The organism is Nostoc sp. UHCC 0251, from assembly GCF_034932245.1.
GTDB lineage: Bacteria > Cyanobacteriota > Cyanobacteriia > Cyanobacteriales > Nostocaceae > Nostoc.
Map to the genome: position 1 here is coordinate 51,455 of NZ_JAYGHD010000289.1, position 15,809 is coordinate 67,263.

Consider the following 15,809-nt stretch of genomic DNA (forward strand, 5'->3'; position numbering starts at 1 on the left):
ATGGCAGCATTCGGTTGAGCTGCATGAAATATTGCTCGTAATGCTGCGCTATTGCGATGAATGTCAAACTCAGATTCTATTAATTGTCTGGCTTGGGTTGATAATTTGACTCGCAAGGCTGGATTGCTAAGGAGTTGTTGAAGTGAGATGCTAACCGAGCTACACTGGTTGCGACAGTACCAAAGTGAGCGTGAAAATGGGTGATGCCTTTGAGTCGCGCTTCCCGTGCTAGCCATGCAGCTTGATAAACAGTGCTAGCTTGTTCACCTTGAGCATAAGCCAACTTTGGCCAAAAATCTGGAATAACTTTACTGGCTTCTTGTAATTCTGCCCAAAAATAGCTTGCTGCTGTGGGAGTAAGACTATTTAGGGATTCACTCATTCGACCTTGAATTGGTTTGCGAATGTAGTTTACGCTAGCACGTACCTGGGAAATAATATTTTGAAAATGAGTGTCACACGGTGGCCTCAAAGCAAAAATTTCAATATCTAAACCAGCCGCTTCATGAGCCAAAATTTCATTAACGACGAAGGTTTCAGAATAGCGAGGATAACGTTTAAGAATGTAACCAATATGGACTGACATAATAATTCGTAATTCGTAATTAGGAAGGTTGTTTTTTAGGTTCCCCAATTTCCTTTCAAGAAGCTTGTTGCGATGAATGATGAGCAGAGATTAGTATTTCGTTTACGAATTGAGGAATGCGGGTAAGTCCATCAAGATCGATACAATTACGGGCTTGTGGCGGCTTACCTTCTTGCATTAACCAATCTGTCAATGCTTCAGGTTTCAGATCATGCGGGTGCAGCATATCAACTAAACCAAGTGCCTGTAAGCGTTCGGCGCGGATTAACTGCTCTCGACGGGGCTTGATTCGAGGTACAATGAGCGATCGCTTTTGAAATGACAGCAATTCACAAGTTGTGTTGTAACCACCCATAGCAATGACGCGTTCAGCCTGATTCAACAACAGCGTCGGTTCAGCTAAATATTTCAACACCCGCAAATTAGAACGTTTAGCAGCATACTTCTGAAGCCGTTGCTGTACCTCTCGCGGCATGAACGGCCCCGTCAAGATGATGCCGTTCATCTCTGGCGGCAGTTCAGCACAAGCAAATGTTTCTGCCAGACGCGCTCCATCTTGTCCGCCTCCCACCAAGCACAACACGAATCGTTCAGATGGCAAATTCAGTGATTTCAATGCCTGAACGCTATCCATATCTACGAATTTGAGGCGGCTACGCTGGTCAAGATAGCCAGTGTAGCGTAATTTGGCTAAAGTCTTTGCATTGAAGCGATATTCCTGTGCTAGGTCATAAATAGCTGGATCACCATACACCCAAACTGCATCATAGTAGGTTTGAATCGCCTCTTCATTAGCTATTCTTTTCCACTCTCGATGCACGGATGTAGGATCATCTAACACATCCCGTAAACCTAAAATGCAGTGTGTTTTTCCTTGGGTAAGCAAATAATCTAGTGTTGGTTCTAGCTCTCTCACCGCTCCTCGCGGTGCATTATCCACAATTAGAATATCGGGTTTAAAAGTTTTGATGGTGGTAAGAATAACTTGCGATCGCAGCGTAATAATTTCCTGCAATGATAGATCCAATCGTCGTGCCTCATATTGCCCATCAATATTTTTGTGCAGAGCAGGTAGGGTCAAACAATCAACTCCTGGTAGTGTTATTACGTTGCTGGCATCCTGTATCCCACTAATCAGCAAAACATCAGTTTCTAGGTCTGAACATCCTAATGTTTGAGCAATCAACAAATTACGCCGCTTATGTCCCAGCCCCATTGTGTCGTGCGAATATAAAGCAATGCGACATTTACGAGCATTGCTAGATAAACTACTAACCTCTGAAGACGCTATGCTAGGCGACGTTCGTGCTATTTCTTTAACGAATTTTTTCATGTGTACTCCTGACAAACTTTTCATCCGGTGGCTGACGACTTGCAAATTTAGTTAGCATTTTATCCACCTTTTAAGTTTTAAATATTGAGATAAATTGATTAATTGATGATAATCTTTCTCTATGAATTACATAGGATAAAATTTCCCCCAATATTCATAGTTGGTTTCTTATAAATTACTTATATTTCTCAGGAAAATTAAGAATTTTCAAAAATAAAAAATCTTCATTTTTAAGCATAAAATTAAAATTAGGTTATTGCTTCGTTAACAAAAGTTAAAAGATAATTTATAAAGTATCAATTTCTCATGAAACTTGCATGAAAAAATAATGAAAATTATCTCATCAAGAATTAATTAGTGAATTGAAAGACTTAAACCGAGGATTTGATAAATTTAAACGACCTCAAATGAGGATGAGTAAAAATGAGCCGGGTAATAAACCGTTTTTGCGATCGCATGTCTGTTTTCAAAATATCTCAGTTGCTTTTAGTTTGGCAGCAACTATTGGGAGAAGCACGCACCCGGATTCTGCTCTGGTACTTGCTGATTTTAGGAATAACGTTTCTTACCGCTATTCCGGCATTTCACTATCACCTATACCAGCGCATTGACGAGCGTGTTCGTCAGGAGATGGAAGCAAACATGATGGCTTTCAAGGCGTTGATTAAGGGTGAAAAATCTCTTATAGAGAACAGATTCACTGATGATGACTTAGTTTCTGGAGAAGAAAAAATTACTGCTCCAGCCTCCGTAGAAGAATTAATCAAGCTTTTTAGAGCTTATTTGTTGTATCAGCGACTAGAAGATGAGTCTTACTTTATAACTTTTATAGATGGTGAATTCTACAAATCTAGTCCTAACGCCCGCCCTAAGCTTTTAGCTAGAGACTCATTACTAATGAGACGGTGGGCAAAACAGACCCAAGCAGAACAGGGAGAACAAGAATTTTCCACCCCGGATGCTAGTAATATTATTTACATGGTGGAACCGATTAAGATTAATGGACAAACACGAGGAGTCTTTGTTGTTGCCCACAATAGCACTGGGGAAAGGACAGAAGCCTTAGAAGCAGTCACTGTGATTCTTGAAGTTTTCAGCTTAGTGTTTGTGGTGTCGTTAATCCTTACCTGGTTTGCTGCGGGGCGGATACTCTCTCCTCTACGGACAATTCTCACTACAGCTCATGCCATTAATGAGTCAGATTTAACTCAGCGTTTGCCTGTGCGAGGTAAGGGAGAACTGGGGGAGCTGGCAAAGACATTCAACGAAATGATGGACAGACTAGAAGCAGCCTTTGCTAGCCAGCTTGAATTCGTGAACGATGCTGGACACGAACTGAGAACTCCCATCACTATTATTCGTGGACATCTAGAACTGATGGGAGATGATCCCCAAGAACAACAGGAAACCGTGGCATTAGTCATCGGAGAACTAGACCGGATGAGCCGTTTGGTTGATGATATGATTTTGCTGGCAAAAGCGGAACGCGCCGACTTTTTACAGGTAGCGACAGTAAATGTGGCAGATTTAACCAAAGAATTATTTGTTAAAGCCCAAGCACTGGCAGAGAGAGACTGGCAACTAGACTCTGTAGCCAAAGGTCAGATTGTTGTTGACCGTCAAAGAATTACCGAAGCCATGATGAATCTGGCCCAGAATGCTACACAGCATACTAAGGAGAGTGATACTATTTCCATAGGTTCAGCGATCGCCAAAGAAAAGGTGCGCTTCTGGATACGCGATACAGGCGAAGGCATTCCACTGGTTGATCAAAAACGAATTTTTGAACGCTTTGCCCGATCTTCCAAAAGTCGCCGTCGTTCAGAGGGCGCTGGGCTGGGGTTATCTATTGTGCGAGCGATCGCAGAAGCTCACTGTGGGCAGGTATTACTTAGTAGTCAGTTAGGATCAGGTTCGATGTTTACTATCGTTTTACCGCTCGATCCACCCAAGAAGTAAGTGTCTATGCCCAACATTCTCATCGTTGAAGATGAACCCCGGATTGCCTCATTTATTCAAAAAGGGTTGCGATCGCAAGGGTTCACAACAACAATTGTTACAGATGGTTTGTATGTGTTGGACGTGATCCAAAGTGGAACCTTTGACTTATTAATTTTGGATCTAGGGTTGCCTGGAAAAGACGGGTTTCAAGTACTCGAAGAACTGCGCGGACAGGGAGAAGACATACCTGTGATTATCCTCTCTGCCCGGAGTGACATTCACGACAAAGTTGCTGGACTAGAAGGGGGTGCAGATGATTATGTTACCAAACCCTTCCGATTTGAAGAACTATTGGCGCGGGTAAGGTTAAGGTTGCGAAGTACTAGACCTGCCAGAGATGCCCAAGAATTTATCCTCAAAGCTGGTAACATAGAGCTTAATTTGCGAACTCGGCAGGTGAAAATAGGCGATCGCCTCATAGAACTACCTGCCCGTGAATTCGCTATGGCAGAAATGTTTTGCCGCCATCCAGAACAAGTCATCAGTCGAGAACAACTCCTCGATCACGTTTGGGGTTACGACTATAACCCAGGTTCTAATATTGTTGATGTGTATGTCGGTTATCTCCGTAAGAAACTAGGCAGCAAACTAATTGAAACAGTTAGAGGCATGGGTTATCGCTTGCGAACGTAATGCTGAGTGCTGAGTCCAGAGTCCTGAGTGCTGAGTAAAGAATTCTCCACCTTGTCCTAATACGCTTTTTTCTCCCCCTGCCTCCCCTGCTCCCCCTGCTCCCCCTGCTCCCCCTGCCCCTGCCCTCTGCCCCTACCCCCTACCGGAAGGCATTCAAGTTCATCAAGGTCGTGATTGATTATGAAACAGCATCACAACTTCGATGAAATAGCTTTTGGTCGATCAAATAGCTCTTTGCAATCAACTAACTCCAGTCCAAACACAAGCAATTTTAGATATTGGTTCAGTCATCTGAAGGTTGGTCAAAAGATTGGCATTGGATATGCACTGATTTTGAGCATCGCTGTACTGGGAACTAGCATTGGGTTTCTGATTGCAGATCATTACCAGCGACAAGCGCAAAAGCGTGAAGAAGCGGCGATTGAAGAGTTATATAAGATGTATCAACTGAAAACCAGCGTGTTTCGTGTTCGTACCAACCAACACAAGCTGATTTTATACATGGATCAACCAAAAAGATGGCAAGAACAATATACTTTGTTAGTTAACTATGTTGAGCAAGCTAGACAAGTTTGGTTTGAGTTCAAAACTAACTACAGCATTGAGAACCCGAACCTATATGATTCTGTAATTGAACAAGAAGCAGTTCACCGCTTGTTGCAGGCCCACCAAGGCTTTGATACTTACTTACAGCGCGCAGAGGCTCTGTTTCACGATAACAATCCCAGTAAATTATCACCCAACGACATTAGAACAGCACAAACTAAACTCTTCAATTTCATGCATAGCTCATCAATTTTTATGATTGATGATTTTCTTGATGACATCACCAACCTTGTTGAAGTTATAGCCGAGGAGTATCAGCAAGCCAATTGGGAACTGCGAAGGGCAGAGAAATTACGTCTAAATATTATCTTAGGCAGCCTGTCACTATCGATCGCGATCGCCACATTATTAGCAATTTACACTAGTCGGGCCATTGCCCGTCCTATTCAAACAGTCACCCATATTGCCCAACAGGTTACAGAGGAATCTAATTTCGATTTACAAGCACCCGTAACAACCAATGATGAAGTTGGTATCTTGGCTACTTCCCTCAATCGTTTAATTTTGGAAGTTCATCAACTCATCACAGTTCAAAATGATGCTAACGAACAGCTAGAAGTATACAGCCAAGTACTGGAAGAGAAAGTACGCGAACGAACACGGGAGTTAAATGAGAAAAACCTCAGCTTAAAAATGGCATTAGAGGAATTGCGGTGTACTCAAGCTCAACTCGGAGAAACTGAGGATAATAGCGATAAAACCTGAAAAATGAATCTTTTTAGCTGAAAATATGCTAAATATTAATCCGCAACTGCTGATTACTAATGTCGAAATCTAAGCAGCCAATTATCAAACTAGTACAGCACTGCATAAATAAAGCAACTATTTCAAATCGTTCAAAAGCCTGTATTCTAAGCTTTTTGACTTTTGACTTTTAAATGCATGACTTCCGCCTTGCGGTACTAGCCCCATAGACACGCGTTTTTTTGTTAGTATTCAAAAAAACCTATTGACACATTTTCAGATCAATTGTTTCTGATTTGTAAGTAAATGTAAACAATTGTTTCAAAAGAAAGCACCTGAGGTTTAATGACTGATTATTTCCAAGGCAATTTCCCATTACAATCTGTTCCACTGACGAAGAGTGTGGTAAAGAACCATACCCATACGGAAGAGGAGAGCGGAAAATTAGCTGCAACGATCGCAGAAGCTGGATCAGACCGCAAAGCGGGTGAGATTTTATTGCTCAAAGTAGCAGAGGTATCTTATCTAGCCGATTACTTTGTGATGATGACTGGCTATTCTAAGGTACAAGTCAGGGCGATCGCTCAAGCAATTGAAGGAAAGGTTGAAACTGAGTTGCAACGGCGTCCTATAAGGACAGAAGGAAAACTTGAGGGAAGTTGGGTACTACAAGACTATGGTGATGTGATCGTTCACATCATGATGCCCAAAGAACGAGAGTTTTATAATTTAGAAGCGTTCTGGATTCATGCAGAACGTATTTCCCTTCCAGAATCTGATGAGGGTGAAAGTAAGCCAACATGATTAGGTCTTCGGTTTCAAATTGCCCAGTTCCTACAGACCAACAACCGCTCAATGAGTACGAAGAGTTAAAAACTTCCTGGCTGTTTCGTGATAGTACTTTGGATTTGCGCGAGTATATCACTAAAATTGCTTGGATTTGGGGTTTATCTTGGCTGGTTGCAGCACCTGTGGCAGCCGCGAGTTTTCCTCCCCACAAGTATATTGCACATTTTATCCTTTGTGGTGCGGCCGCTGCGAGTGTCGGGGTAGTGCTGGCACTGGTAAGGTTATACTTAGGCTGGTTCTACGTATGCGATCGCCTTGGCAGCCCCACAGTATTTTATGAAGAGTCCGGCTGGTACGACGGTCAAACTTGGACAAAACCACAGGAAATCCTTAACCGCGATCGCTTGATTGTGGCATACGAAATCAAACCTATTCTGCGGCGGTTACAATTTACCTTCGCTGGCTTGGCGGGAATGTACGTTATTGGTACTATAGTTTGGCATTTGTTTTAAAGAGTCATTGGTCATTAGTCATTAGCTAAGGACTAATGACCAATGACCAATGACTAATTAATTAAAAAAGGTGATAAATATAAACCCATGACAATGGGAAAACGAACTCAAGCCACAGCACTGGAAGTCCGGTTGCTGCGGGAAGGTATTATTGAATCCAGGCATATAGTCCAGGCTGTTGTATGCGACGAACGAGGACGGGTTTTAACCGTTGCCGGAAATTCTGAAACTGCTGCATTTATCCGCTCAGCGCTCAAACCATTTCAGGCACTCGCAGTCACCACTACAGGTACACTGGAACGCTATGACCTCAGCGATCGCGATTTAGCAATTATCACAAGTTCCCATAAAGGAAGAATAGATCAAGTCCGACAGGTATTTAACATCCTTTGGCGGGCCGATCTTGACCCGACTATACTCCAGTGTCCAATTCCTGAAGGTAAGGACAGTCCTCTGGAATACAATTGCTCTGGTAAACATGCGGGAATGTTAGCCGTTTGTCAGCAACGCCGTTGGCCCTTGAATAACTACTTGGATCGCAAGCACCCAGTACAGCAGTTGATTTTGGGCAAAGTAGCAGAATTACTGCGAATGCCAGCAGCAGAATTTATCAGCGCTCATGATGACTGTGGCGCACCAACTTATTTGATGCAACTCGGTCACATGGCATCTTTATATGCACTGCTAGCCTCTAGTACCAATCTGGATATGGAGCGTATTGTCCGGGCTATGACTCATCACCCCGCAATGGTAGCAGGAGATGGAGAATTTGATACGGAACTGATGCGCTTAACTCCAGGGGAACTAGTTAGTAAAACTGGTGCCGAAGGAGTGCAGTGCATCGGTAGACTCGGTGAAGGCTTGGGATTGGCTATCAAAGTTATGGATGGGGCAAAACGAGCAAAATACGCCGTGGCTATTCACTTACTCCAGCAAATGGGTTGGATTACACCCAGCGCGGCAGAAAGCCTCTCAGAAAAGTTTGTCACCTTGGGAAAATACAAGCGTTTAGAAGTAATTGGAGAATTATCATTTTTGTAGTTGCCAAACTCTTGACTATAGGTTACTATAAATAAGTCGAGAGTAACGCGGGATAGAGCAGCCTGGTAGCTCGTCGGGCTCATAACCCGAAGGTCAGTGGTTCAAATCCACTTCCCGCCACCAAACAAAAGAAAAGTAAAACATAATCCCTGTAATCATAAAAGATTGCAGGGTTTTGTTTTATTTTGATCTATTCTGGAAGAAATAGCCATCAAAAGGGCGCAAAGAATCATGGTTGTGAAGTTGCAGCGACCAATTTTAGTGGGAGGATTGGGACTGTCCTTTTCTCTATGGATGTTACAAAGCTGGCACGATTCGATAGTGCAAGTGAGTGAATTTGGTTTATTGAGTGCCTTAGCTGTAGGTGGTGGTTTGTGGTTATTCCAAAAAAATCGCCCTAAAGACAGTTTAGAGCAGCTAGATGGTATGGTGGTGGATCGGGCGACAGTGGAAAGTGCGATCGCTAAAACTGAAACTGTAATTAACCAACTGGCACAAGAAACAGAAAACCACACAGCATTAGAGATACTCAGAGAACAAGTTGCCCAACTGTTGTTGGAGTTAGACAGACAAGAAATTAAAGTTGCTGTGACTGGCGGTAAATCCGTGGGTAAAAGCACTTTAATTAAAGTGTTAAAGGAAAATGTCGAGACACGAAATTTGTTGTCTCTAGAAGAAACAGCACCTTTATTTAGAGAAGCGGGTGACAATTCAGATGCAGCTATTTTGGCAGAAGTGGCAAAATCTGATTTTGTTCTGTTCTTGACAAACGGTGATTTGACAGACTCAGAATTTCAAGCCTTACAGCAGCTAAAAGCAGCAAATCAACCCAGAATAGTGGTTTTGAACAAACAAGACCAGTATTTAGCTGATGAAAGCGCCAGTGTCTTGCTGTCATTGAAACAGCGAATGCAAGGAAATGTAGTTGCAACAGCCGCCTCTCCCATTCCGATCAAAGTCCGAAAGCATGAGGCTGATGGTTCTGTGCAAGAGTGGATGGAACAACCAGCGCCAAATATCCAGCAATTGACGCAGCAGCTAAGTGAAGTTTTGGCACAGCAGGGACAACGGCTAGTTTGGGTAACAACTATGAGAAAAGCCGGATTGTTGAAAGCTGAGGCGAAAAACTGGTTGAATGGAACTAGACGCGATCGCGCCACCCCAATTATTGAACAATATCAATGGATAGCTTCTGCTGCTGCCTTTGCTAACCCAGTCCCAGCCCTTGATATCCTAGCGACTGCGGCAATTAATGCTCAGATGGTAATGGATTTGGGTAATATCTATCAGCAAAAATTTTCCTTGGAACAGGCGCAAACCGTAGCTGGAACAATGGGAAGTTTGATGCTGAAACTGGGTTTAGTTGAACTTTCTACAAAGGCTATTAGTACTGTTCTGAAAAGTAATGCCGTTACCTTTGTTGCTGGCGGTGTAGTGCAGGGAGTAAGTGCAGCTTATCTGACTAGAGTAGCAGGGTTAAGTTTAGTTGAGTATTTCCAACAGCAGGAAATAGCAATAGATTCTGGTACTGGTTTGAATTTGGATAATTTGCGGCAAACTTTGCAAAAAGTGTTTCAGCAAAATCAGCAGATTGGTTTTTTGCAGGGGTTTGTTAAGCAAGGCATGAAGCGTTTGTTACCAGAAGCACAGCAGGTTGAAGTCGTTGGTATTCAGAAAGCAGTGGGATAATCTGATGCAGAAGATTACCAAATTTTAGATTTTAGATTTTGGATTTTGGATTGAATGATTCAAAATCCAAAATTTTAGCTTGGTTTCAAGCTCTCAATTTTAAGCTGGGATCAAAAATAAATAAACATCTTTGTTTCAAAAAAGTAGGGCTTACGCACTGTACAAATGCATCTTGATGTGCGTTACCTACAATAGGAAGTTTTCAGGCTTTTATTAATTATCCTGCGCTCGTAAATAGTTATCCTGCGCTCGTAAATAGACCATGCTGTGCCCTTACGAAAGATATGGTTTTTAACCTTAATCCATAATCCATATTTGGTATTTCTTGTTAATGCGTCAGTCCTAAAAACATGATTCATCAATATGGTCAATCTAAAATCTAAAATCTAAAATTGGCTGACAGTTGCTTAGTGCTCTAGGTGAACCTAAAATTTACCCAAGCCTATTTTTAGGCTTGGGTATATCTAACAATTATTGTGATTGGGAGTTAACAAAAAATTGTGAATAAGGGTAATTAGCTAAACAGCACCACTGTTTCTATTAAACAGAATAGCTATAGTTTTGAAAATTAGCTTTAAATCGTATACCAAACTCCAATTTTTTTGATACTGCAAATCTAGGCGAATTACATCTTCAAAACTACGGACTGTAGAACGCCCATTCACTTGCCATTCGCCAGTCATACCGGGTTTAACATCTAAACGTTGCCACTCCGGTATTTCGTAGCGTTCCACTTCATCGGGTGTAGGTGGTCGAGTGCCTACTAAACTCATTTGTCCTTTGAGGACGTTCCAAAATTGCGGCAGTTCATCAAGACTAGTTCGCCGTAAAAAGCGTCCTACTTTGGTAATTCTGGGGTCATTATCATTCTTGAAAAAAGCACCTTGCACTTGATTTGTGACTTGGGATTTCTTCGCTTCCGCATCCACACACATGGAGCGGAATTTCCAAATCTCAAACCGTTTTCCCATCCAACCACAACGGGTTTGACTGAAGAAAATAGGCCCGGGATCATTAATTTGAATAGCGATCGCAATCGGAATAAATAAAACTCCTGTAATTAACAAACCGACTACCGACCCTACAATGTCTAACAACCGTTTCATCCAAGATGCCACAGAAGGGTGAGTAGTGGGTAACTGCTCTACTTTACGGGAAGTTGTCTTCCGATTATCTAATAAGTCTTCTTGTTTTATTAGCGACTCATCGTCTACAATCTCTACGGGAAAAACCTGATCCAATCCCGTGAGTTTTAAGACTGCCATTACTTGAGGCGTTACATTCCGCAGTGTTAATGTAATCCCTTGGGTCTGGGCGTATTTAAAATTACTGACCAAGGCACCTAAACCACTACTATCCATAAAAGTAGTTAGGTGAAAGTCAATGATGATTTGTTTAAGATGTGAATTGGGCTGGATTAAGCTTTGGCAAGTTTGCTTAAAGCCTAAAGCCTCCAGCACGCTCAACCGCTTAGGCACTTGCACTATAGCCGTGTCGTTTAGGTAATTAACTGGAAAATCGACCTCTGTCGGTTGGCTAGTCATGAAGCTCTGCACTTTCGTTGCCATGTATAATGTAATCTGCCAAACATTATTTTGTCCTAGAAAATTACCTAACCTAATATTGGAATCAGTAGTAATAAGGACTAATTGCTATTTACCGGGGCTGAGATTGGAGATCGCTAGCGACGATTCACAATAGAACAAGAAGCCAAAAAACATCCTTGCTGTTGTGCCGACGCAGCGCGATCGCGTTGCTCTCATCAAATGATTGCTAAAACTAAGGTTACACCTACCGCACGCCTAGTTGAGGTTTTTTCTGCCATTCAAGGGGAAGGACTCAATGTAGGGACGCGTCAGATATTTATTCGTTTTGCTTTGTGTGATTTGCGCTGTCAATTTTGTGATAGTGCCCACACTTGGAATGCACCTGCTAATTGTCGGATAGAGCGATCGCCTGGATTGCGCGACTTTGAAATCCACTCTAACCCTGTCTCTCTACCCATACTAATTGAATGGATTGAACGACAAAATCTACCTTCTCTACACGATAGCATTAGCTTAACTGGAGGCGAACCACTTCTTCATGCCCAATTTTTAACGCAGTTTCTACCCCAAGTCCGAGCCATAACTGGTCTACCTATATACTTAGAAACTGGCGGACATCGCCCAGAACAACTGGCGATGATTCTCCCCTATTTAGACTCTGTAGGTATGGATTTAAAATTGCCCAGTGTTAGCGGCGAAAGTCATTGGCAAGAACATGCTAAATTTCTCCAATTGTGTCATGACTCATATTTAAATGTTTTTGTCAAGATAATTGTGTCTCAAAACACAGATCCAGCCGAGTTGGAACGTTCAGCTTCGCTGGTGGCAAAGGTTAGTCCAGATATCTCAGTATTTTTACAACCTGTTACGCCTTTGCCAGTATCTGAACAATTCTCCCCAATACCTGTGCTTGCCCCTACAGCCGATCAAGTCTTGATGTGGCAAGCTTTGATGAAGGGGTTTCTCAAGCACGTGCGTGTGATCCCTCAGACGCATAAAATGCTGAACCAACTGTAAAAATCCCTGTAAAATTTGAGTTTGATAAAGATGTAGTCAAGAAAAAAGTAAGATTTTATGAATTGCTCATTGCTGCTGCTAATTAGGAAGGCAGCAGCCCTCCATTAGGCATTCTCAGTTTGAAACTGGGAATGAGGAAAAGAGTGAAGAGCGAGAAATGAGGAGTTTAACTCATCCCACGGCTACGAAAACATCGCTTGTCTAATAACACGCTCCCGCGAACCCGACACTCGTAGACTCGTTAACGCTCCGCTATCGTTTTCTTGAATTGCCGTGGGATTTTGCATTTGTCATTAGTTATTAGTACCAATGACCAATGACTAATGACTAATGACTAATTACAATCCGCCTTCATCTGGAGTTTTGGATTTAGCTTTTGCCTTATTGGCACTGCGTTTGAGGGCAGAGAGCCTTGCTTCGTATCTCGACCGTTGGCGCTTACTAGGAGTATTGTCAATCAGGGTTTTCAAGGCGCTACCTAGACTTTTGTAGGCATTGGGGAGACTATAACCAAAGCGAGTTGCCAAAGCGATCGCTTTCTCATCAGCATTGAGCAATTCTTTTAGTTGTTTTTCCCCATTATTCTTTTGGTACAGTCGCCAGCCTGACACACCACATAGCGACAAAGCTAACACCAGAAGCAATCCATCTTGTACCCACAATTCGCCTACAGCACCACCTAAACCGATGGCTAGTGCTGCCATTTCCCAACCATCTTTAGGAATTGTGTCATTTTGAACGCGAGCAACTTCATGCCAGAACAGCAGATTACGCTGATCCATTGCGAGGGCATCCCATTTCACCAAGTCAATTTGGATTTCTACTTGGTCTTTACCAATTTCTTCGCAACGAACCAGGGGCGGATTGACCTCAGTTGTGCCTTCAACCGTGACCCAGCTCTGTAATTCTGGCGGTAGTAAGCCTTTCAACCGCCGGAGTTCACTCATTTCCGCTTTGGCAGAGGAGGTTGCATAGGATGTCATAATATCCAGCCCCAGAAAATTTCAGTATATAGTGAGGGTATCACTTTGGAGTATAGCTATTTAAGTGATGATCCGTCTCAGTCGTTGGGAAAACTTCCTCGTTTTTTTCGCGCTTCCATTGCTTTTTCCAGCAAATCTAGCAATCCTGGGGCTTCTTCTTGGATACTTAGTAACAGTCTTTCCCCAAGTTCTATATTCCCCGGATCAAAACCTGTTACCATAACTTCTTTCAGGCGAGGTATTGCTATACCATCCACAATCTGAATCAACCCACTCAAACAACGGTGAAATTGTTTTTCTGTGAGAATCGAGTCTTCTAGAGGAAACTCAATAATGGCACGAATTTCGCCGTCAGATGGGTCATACTCCCATTGCAACATTTTGGTTTCCCAGGAAATAGCAAGCATTGTCTGTAGGATAACTGCCTTGTGAGGATGGTCTTGAATACCTGACAGAACTTGAGGGGCAAATACCCGGAAAAATTTCCCCTCTTCATCCAGTTGGACAACTATTAGGAAATCTTCTAGGTTATCAGCCTCCACACCTGTTATAATTCGGTCTTCTTCATCATCAAAACGGTAGTCCCAACCAAGGTTGTCTAAATAGTTGGCAATCTGTTTGAGGTTAGCTCCCATAAAAGCCTCATAAGGAACGTGGAGCAGCTGTTACCTGACCTAGTTTAACCTGCTAGGGGTAGTTGTTTAGGTTGGTGTGGCTACTTCTGTTCGCATAGAAGTATGCAATTAGGGGATTGGGCATTGGGGAGGCAGTGCGGTCTTGGGTCTCCCCAAGTGGAGCAACTGCCGTCATTGGGTATGAAGATAAAAAAAACAGATGCTCATTCTGCGCTGTGAATGATATGTCTTGAAAGATTCTTGCTCATTATTCAAGAAGTGATAATTACTTTTTTCCAAAAAATATTAGTCAGTGAAGTATATAACATTAACTAACTGAAATTTTAATCTTTTCTTAGAGGTTTCATGAATGTATTGCTAAATAAAGCATAGTGGCAAAATTTTTAATCAAAGTTAAAAGCTGAAGCCAAGTTGAGATCATTTATGCAAGTATCTAAGGCTTTTAAAAATACAAGTAAAAAGTTAAACTAGCACTTTTAAAAGCGGATAAATATAGCACAGAGGCTGGTAAAGTTTTATATTACAAGCAACAATTTGTTTTTACTAAATGTTTGTAGCGATTAATACATTTTTTATTATCTAGTAATTTATGAAATTCATGCGTAAATCAGCTTTAATTTTAGCGATCGCACCCCTAGTATGCGCGATCGCTGCTTGTGGTGGAGATTCAGGACAAACAGCAAATACAACCGGCACTCCAGGCAGTAATTCAGCAGCACCAGCAACTAGAAATCGCTGGGATAGCATTAAAAGCCGTGGTCAGGTAACTTGCGGTGTCAGCGGTGAAGTGCCAGGGTTTAGCTTTGTGGGAACTGATGGGAAATATAGTGGCATTGATGTAGATATCTGTCGCGCGATCGCCGCAGCTTTATTTGACAACCCAGATGCAGTAGAATTTCGCAATCTCAATTCTAAAGAACGGTTTACAGCTTTGCAAACTGGCGAAGTAGACGTTCTCAGCCGCAACACTACTTGGACACTGAGCCGTGATACCTCTGTAGGTCTAGAATTTGCACCTGTGGTCTTTTACGACGGACAAGCCATAATGGTTCGCAAAAATAGCAACATTAAGTCCTTGGCAGACCTGAAGGATAAAGCAATCTGCGTTCAAACTGGTACGACTACCGAACAGAACTTAGCAGACCAAATGCGGAAAAGGAGCATCACCTACAAACCTGTTGTCTTTGAAGACGTTAACGTTACCTTTGCTACCTATGCCGAAGGTCGTTGCGATGGTATTACCGCTGACCGTTCAGCATTGGTATCTCGAGGCGCAATTCTACCCAAACCAGAAGATAATGTGATTCTTGAAGAAGTGATTTCTTCAGAACCCCTTGCACCAGCAGTTGCCAAAGGGGATGCTAAGTTTGGTGATGCTGTTAAGTGGGTGGTTTATTCTCTGGTAAAAGCTGAAGAGTTGGGCATTACTTCCCAGAATGTGGGTCAGTTTGCTGCTAGTAATGACCCAGATATTAAACGCTTTTTAGGAACCGAAGGCAACCTTGGTGAAGGACTCGGCTTAACTAACGACTTCGCAGCCAGAATAATTAAGCACGTTGGTAACTACGCCGAGATTTACGATCGCAACCTCGGCCCCAAGACAAAACTCAATCTAGCTCGCGGTCAAAATCAACTCTGGAGCAAGGGTGGATTGCTTTATTCTCCACCGTTTCGGTAGGAGAGGGCAGGGAGCAGGGGAGCAGGGGAGCAGGGGAGATGAGGGAGTGAGGGACAAGAATTAATAACCATTCCC

13 protein-coding genes, 1 tRNA gene and 1 pseudogene are annotated in these 15,809 nt (G+C 42.6%); 10 read left to right on the plus strand and 5 right to left on the minus strand.

The genetic code is table 11. The annotated features are described in order from the left end of the window. Nucleotides 1-139: 139 nt before the first annotated feature. Nucleotides 140-586: pseudogene (locus tag VB740_RS19710) on the minus strand (colanic acid biosynthesis glycosyltransferase WcaL); the annotation flags it as partial. 55 nt (nt 587-641) lie between these two features. Further along, nucleotides 642-1,919: a glycosyltransferase family protein gene (locus VB740_RS19715; protein WP_323201613.1), complete on the minus strand. Its 1,278-nt coding sequence runs from the start codon at nt 1,917-1,919 to the stop codon at nt 642-644. 423 nt (nt 1,920-2,342) lie between these two features. Here VB740_RS19715 and VB740_RS19720 point away from each other — a divergent pair, with 423 nt between their 5' ends. The 8 genes from VB740_RS19720 (at nt 2,343) to VB740_RS19755 (ending at nt 9,874) form a co-directional block, all read left to right on the plus strand. After that, complete coding sequence (locus VB740_RS19720; protein WP_323201614.1) at nt 2,343-3,878, plus strand: HAMP domain-containing sensor histidine kinase; 1,536 nt, start codon at nt 2,343-2,345, stop codon at nt 3,876-3,878. 6 nt (nt 3,879-3,884) lie between these two features. Beyond that, nucleotides 3,885-4,553, plus strand: a complete 669-nt coding sequence (locus VB740_RS19725) for a response regulator transcription factor (RefSeq protein WP_323201615.1) — start codon at nt 3,885-3,887, stop codon at nt 4,551-4,553. Between the two features lie 180 nt (nt 4,554-4,733). Then, nucleotides 4,734-5,864, plus strand: coding sequence for a HAMP domain-containing protein (locus VB740_RS19730; RefSeq protein WP_323201616.1), 1,131 nt, complete (start codon nt 4,734-4,736; stop codon nt 5,862-5,864). Nucleotides 5,865-6,188: 324 nt separating this feature from the next. After that, complete coding sequence (gene rsfS, locus VB740_RS19735; RefSeq protein ID WP_323201617.1) at nt 6,189-6,647, plus strand: ribosome silencing factor; 459 nt, start codon at nt 6,189-6,191, stop codon at nt 6,645-6,647. Then, a complete protein-coding gene (locus tag VB740_RS19740; RefSeq protein ID WP_323201618.1) occupies nt 6,644-7,144 on the plus strand; it encodes a CGLD27 family protein in 501 nt (166 codons plus the stop codon). Before rsfS ends, VB740_RS19740 begins: the two co-directional genes overlap by 4 nt. An 87-nt stretch (nt 7,145-7,231) precedes the next feature. Further along, nucleotides 7,232-8,185: an asparaginase gene (locus tag VB740_RS19745; protein WP_323201619.1), complete on the plus strand. Its 954-nt coding sequence runs from the start codon at nt 7,232-7,234 to the stop codon at nt 8,183-8,185. Between the two features lie 46 nt (nt 8,186-8,231). Further along, a tRNA-Met gene (locus VB740_RS19750) sits at nt 8,232-8,308 on the plus strand. A 108-nt stretch (nt 8,309-8,416) separates the two neighbouring features. After that, a complete protein-coding gene (locus tag VB740_RS19755; protein WP_323201620.1) occupies nt 8,417-9,874 on the plus strand; it encodes a YcjF family protein in 1,458 nt (485 codons plus the stop codon). 518 nt (nt 9,875-10,392) lie between these two features. Here the strand turns inward: VB740_RS19755 and VB740_RS19760 are convergent. Next, entirely contained in the window at nt 10,393-11,442 is a 1,050-nt protein-coding gene (locus tag VB740_RS19760; protein ID WP_323201621.1) for an anti-sigma factor antagonist, read from the minus strand. A gap of 198 nt (nt 11,443-11,640) precedes the next feature. Between VB740_RS19760 and VB740_RS19765 the strand changes: the two genes are divergently transcribed. Next, nucleotides 11,641-12,438, plus strand: a complete 798-nt coding sequence (locus VB740_RS19765; RefSeq protein ID WP_323201622.1) for a 7-carboxy-7-deazaguanine synthase QueE — start codon at nt 11,641-11,643, stop codon at nt 12,436-12,438. 338 nt (nt 12,439-12,776) lie between these two features. Here the strand turns inward: VB740_RS19765 and VB740_RS19770 are convergent, their stop codons facing one another. Then, nucleotides 12,777-13,421: a DUF3318 domain-containing protein gene (locus VB740_RS19770; RefSeq protein WP_012410672.1), complete on the minus strand. Its 645-nt coding sequence runs from the start codon at nt 13,419-13,421 to the stop codon at nt 12,777-12,779. Between the two features lie 77 nt (nt 13,422-13,498). After that, nucleotides 13,499-14,056 carry a hypothetical protein gene (locus tag VB740_RS19775; protein WP_323201623.1) on the minus strand — a complete coding sequence of 186 codons (558 nt, stop codon included), beginning with the start codon at nt 14,054-14,056 and terminating at the stop codon, nt 13,499-13,501. Between the two features lie 598 nt (nt 14,057-14,654). Here VB740_RS19775 and VB740_RS19780 point away from each other — a divergent pair. Continuing rightward, nucleotides 14,655-15,734, plus strand: a complete 1,080-nt coding sequence (locus tag VB740_RS19780) for an amino acid ABC transporter substrate-binding protein (RefSeq protein WP_323201625.1) — start codon at nt 14,655-14,657, stop codon at nt 15,732-15,734. Nucleotides 15,735-15,809 lie beyond the last annotated feature (75 nt).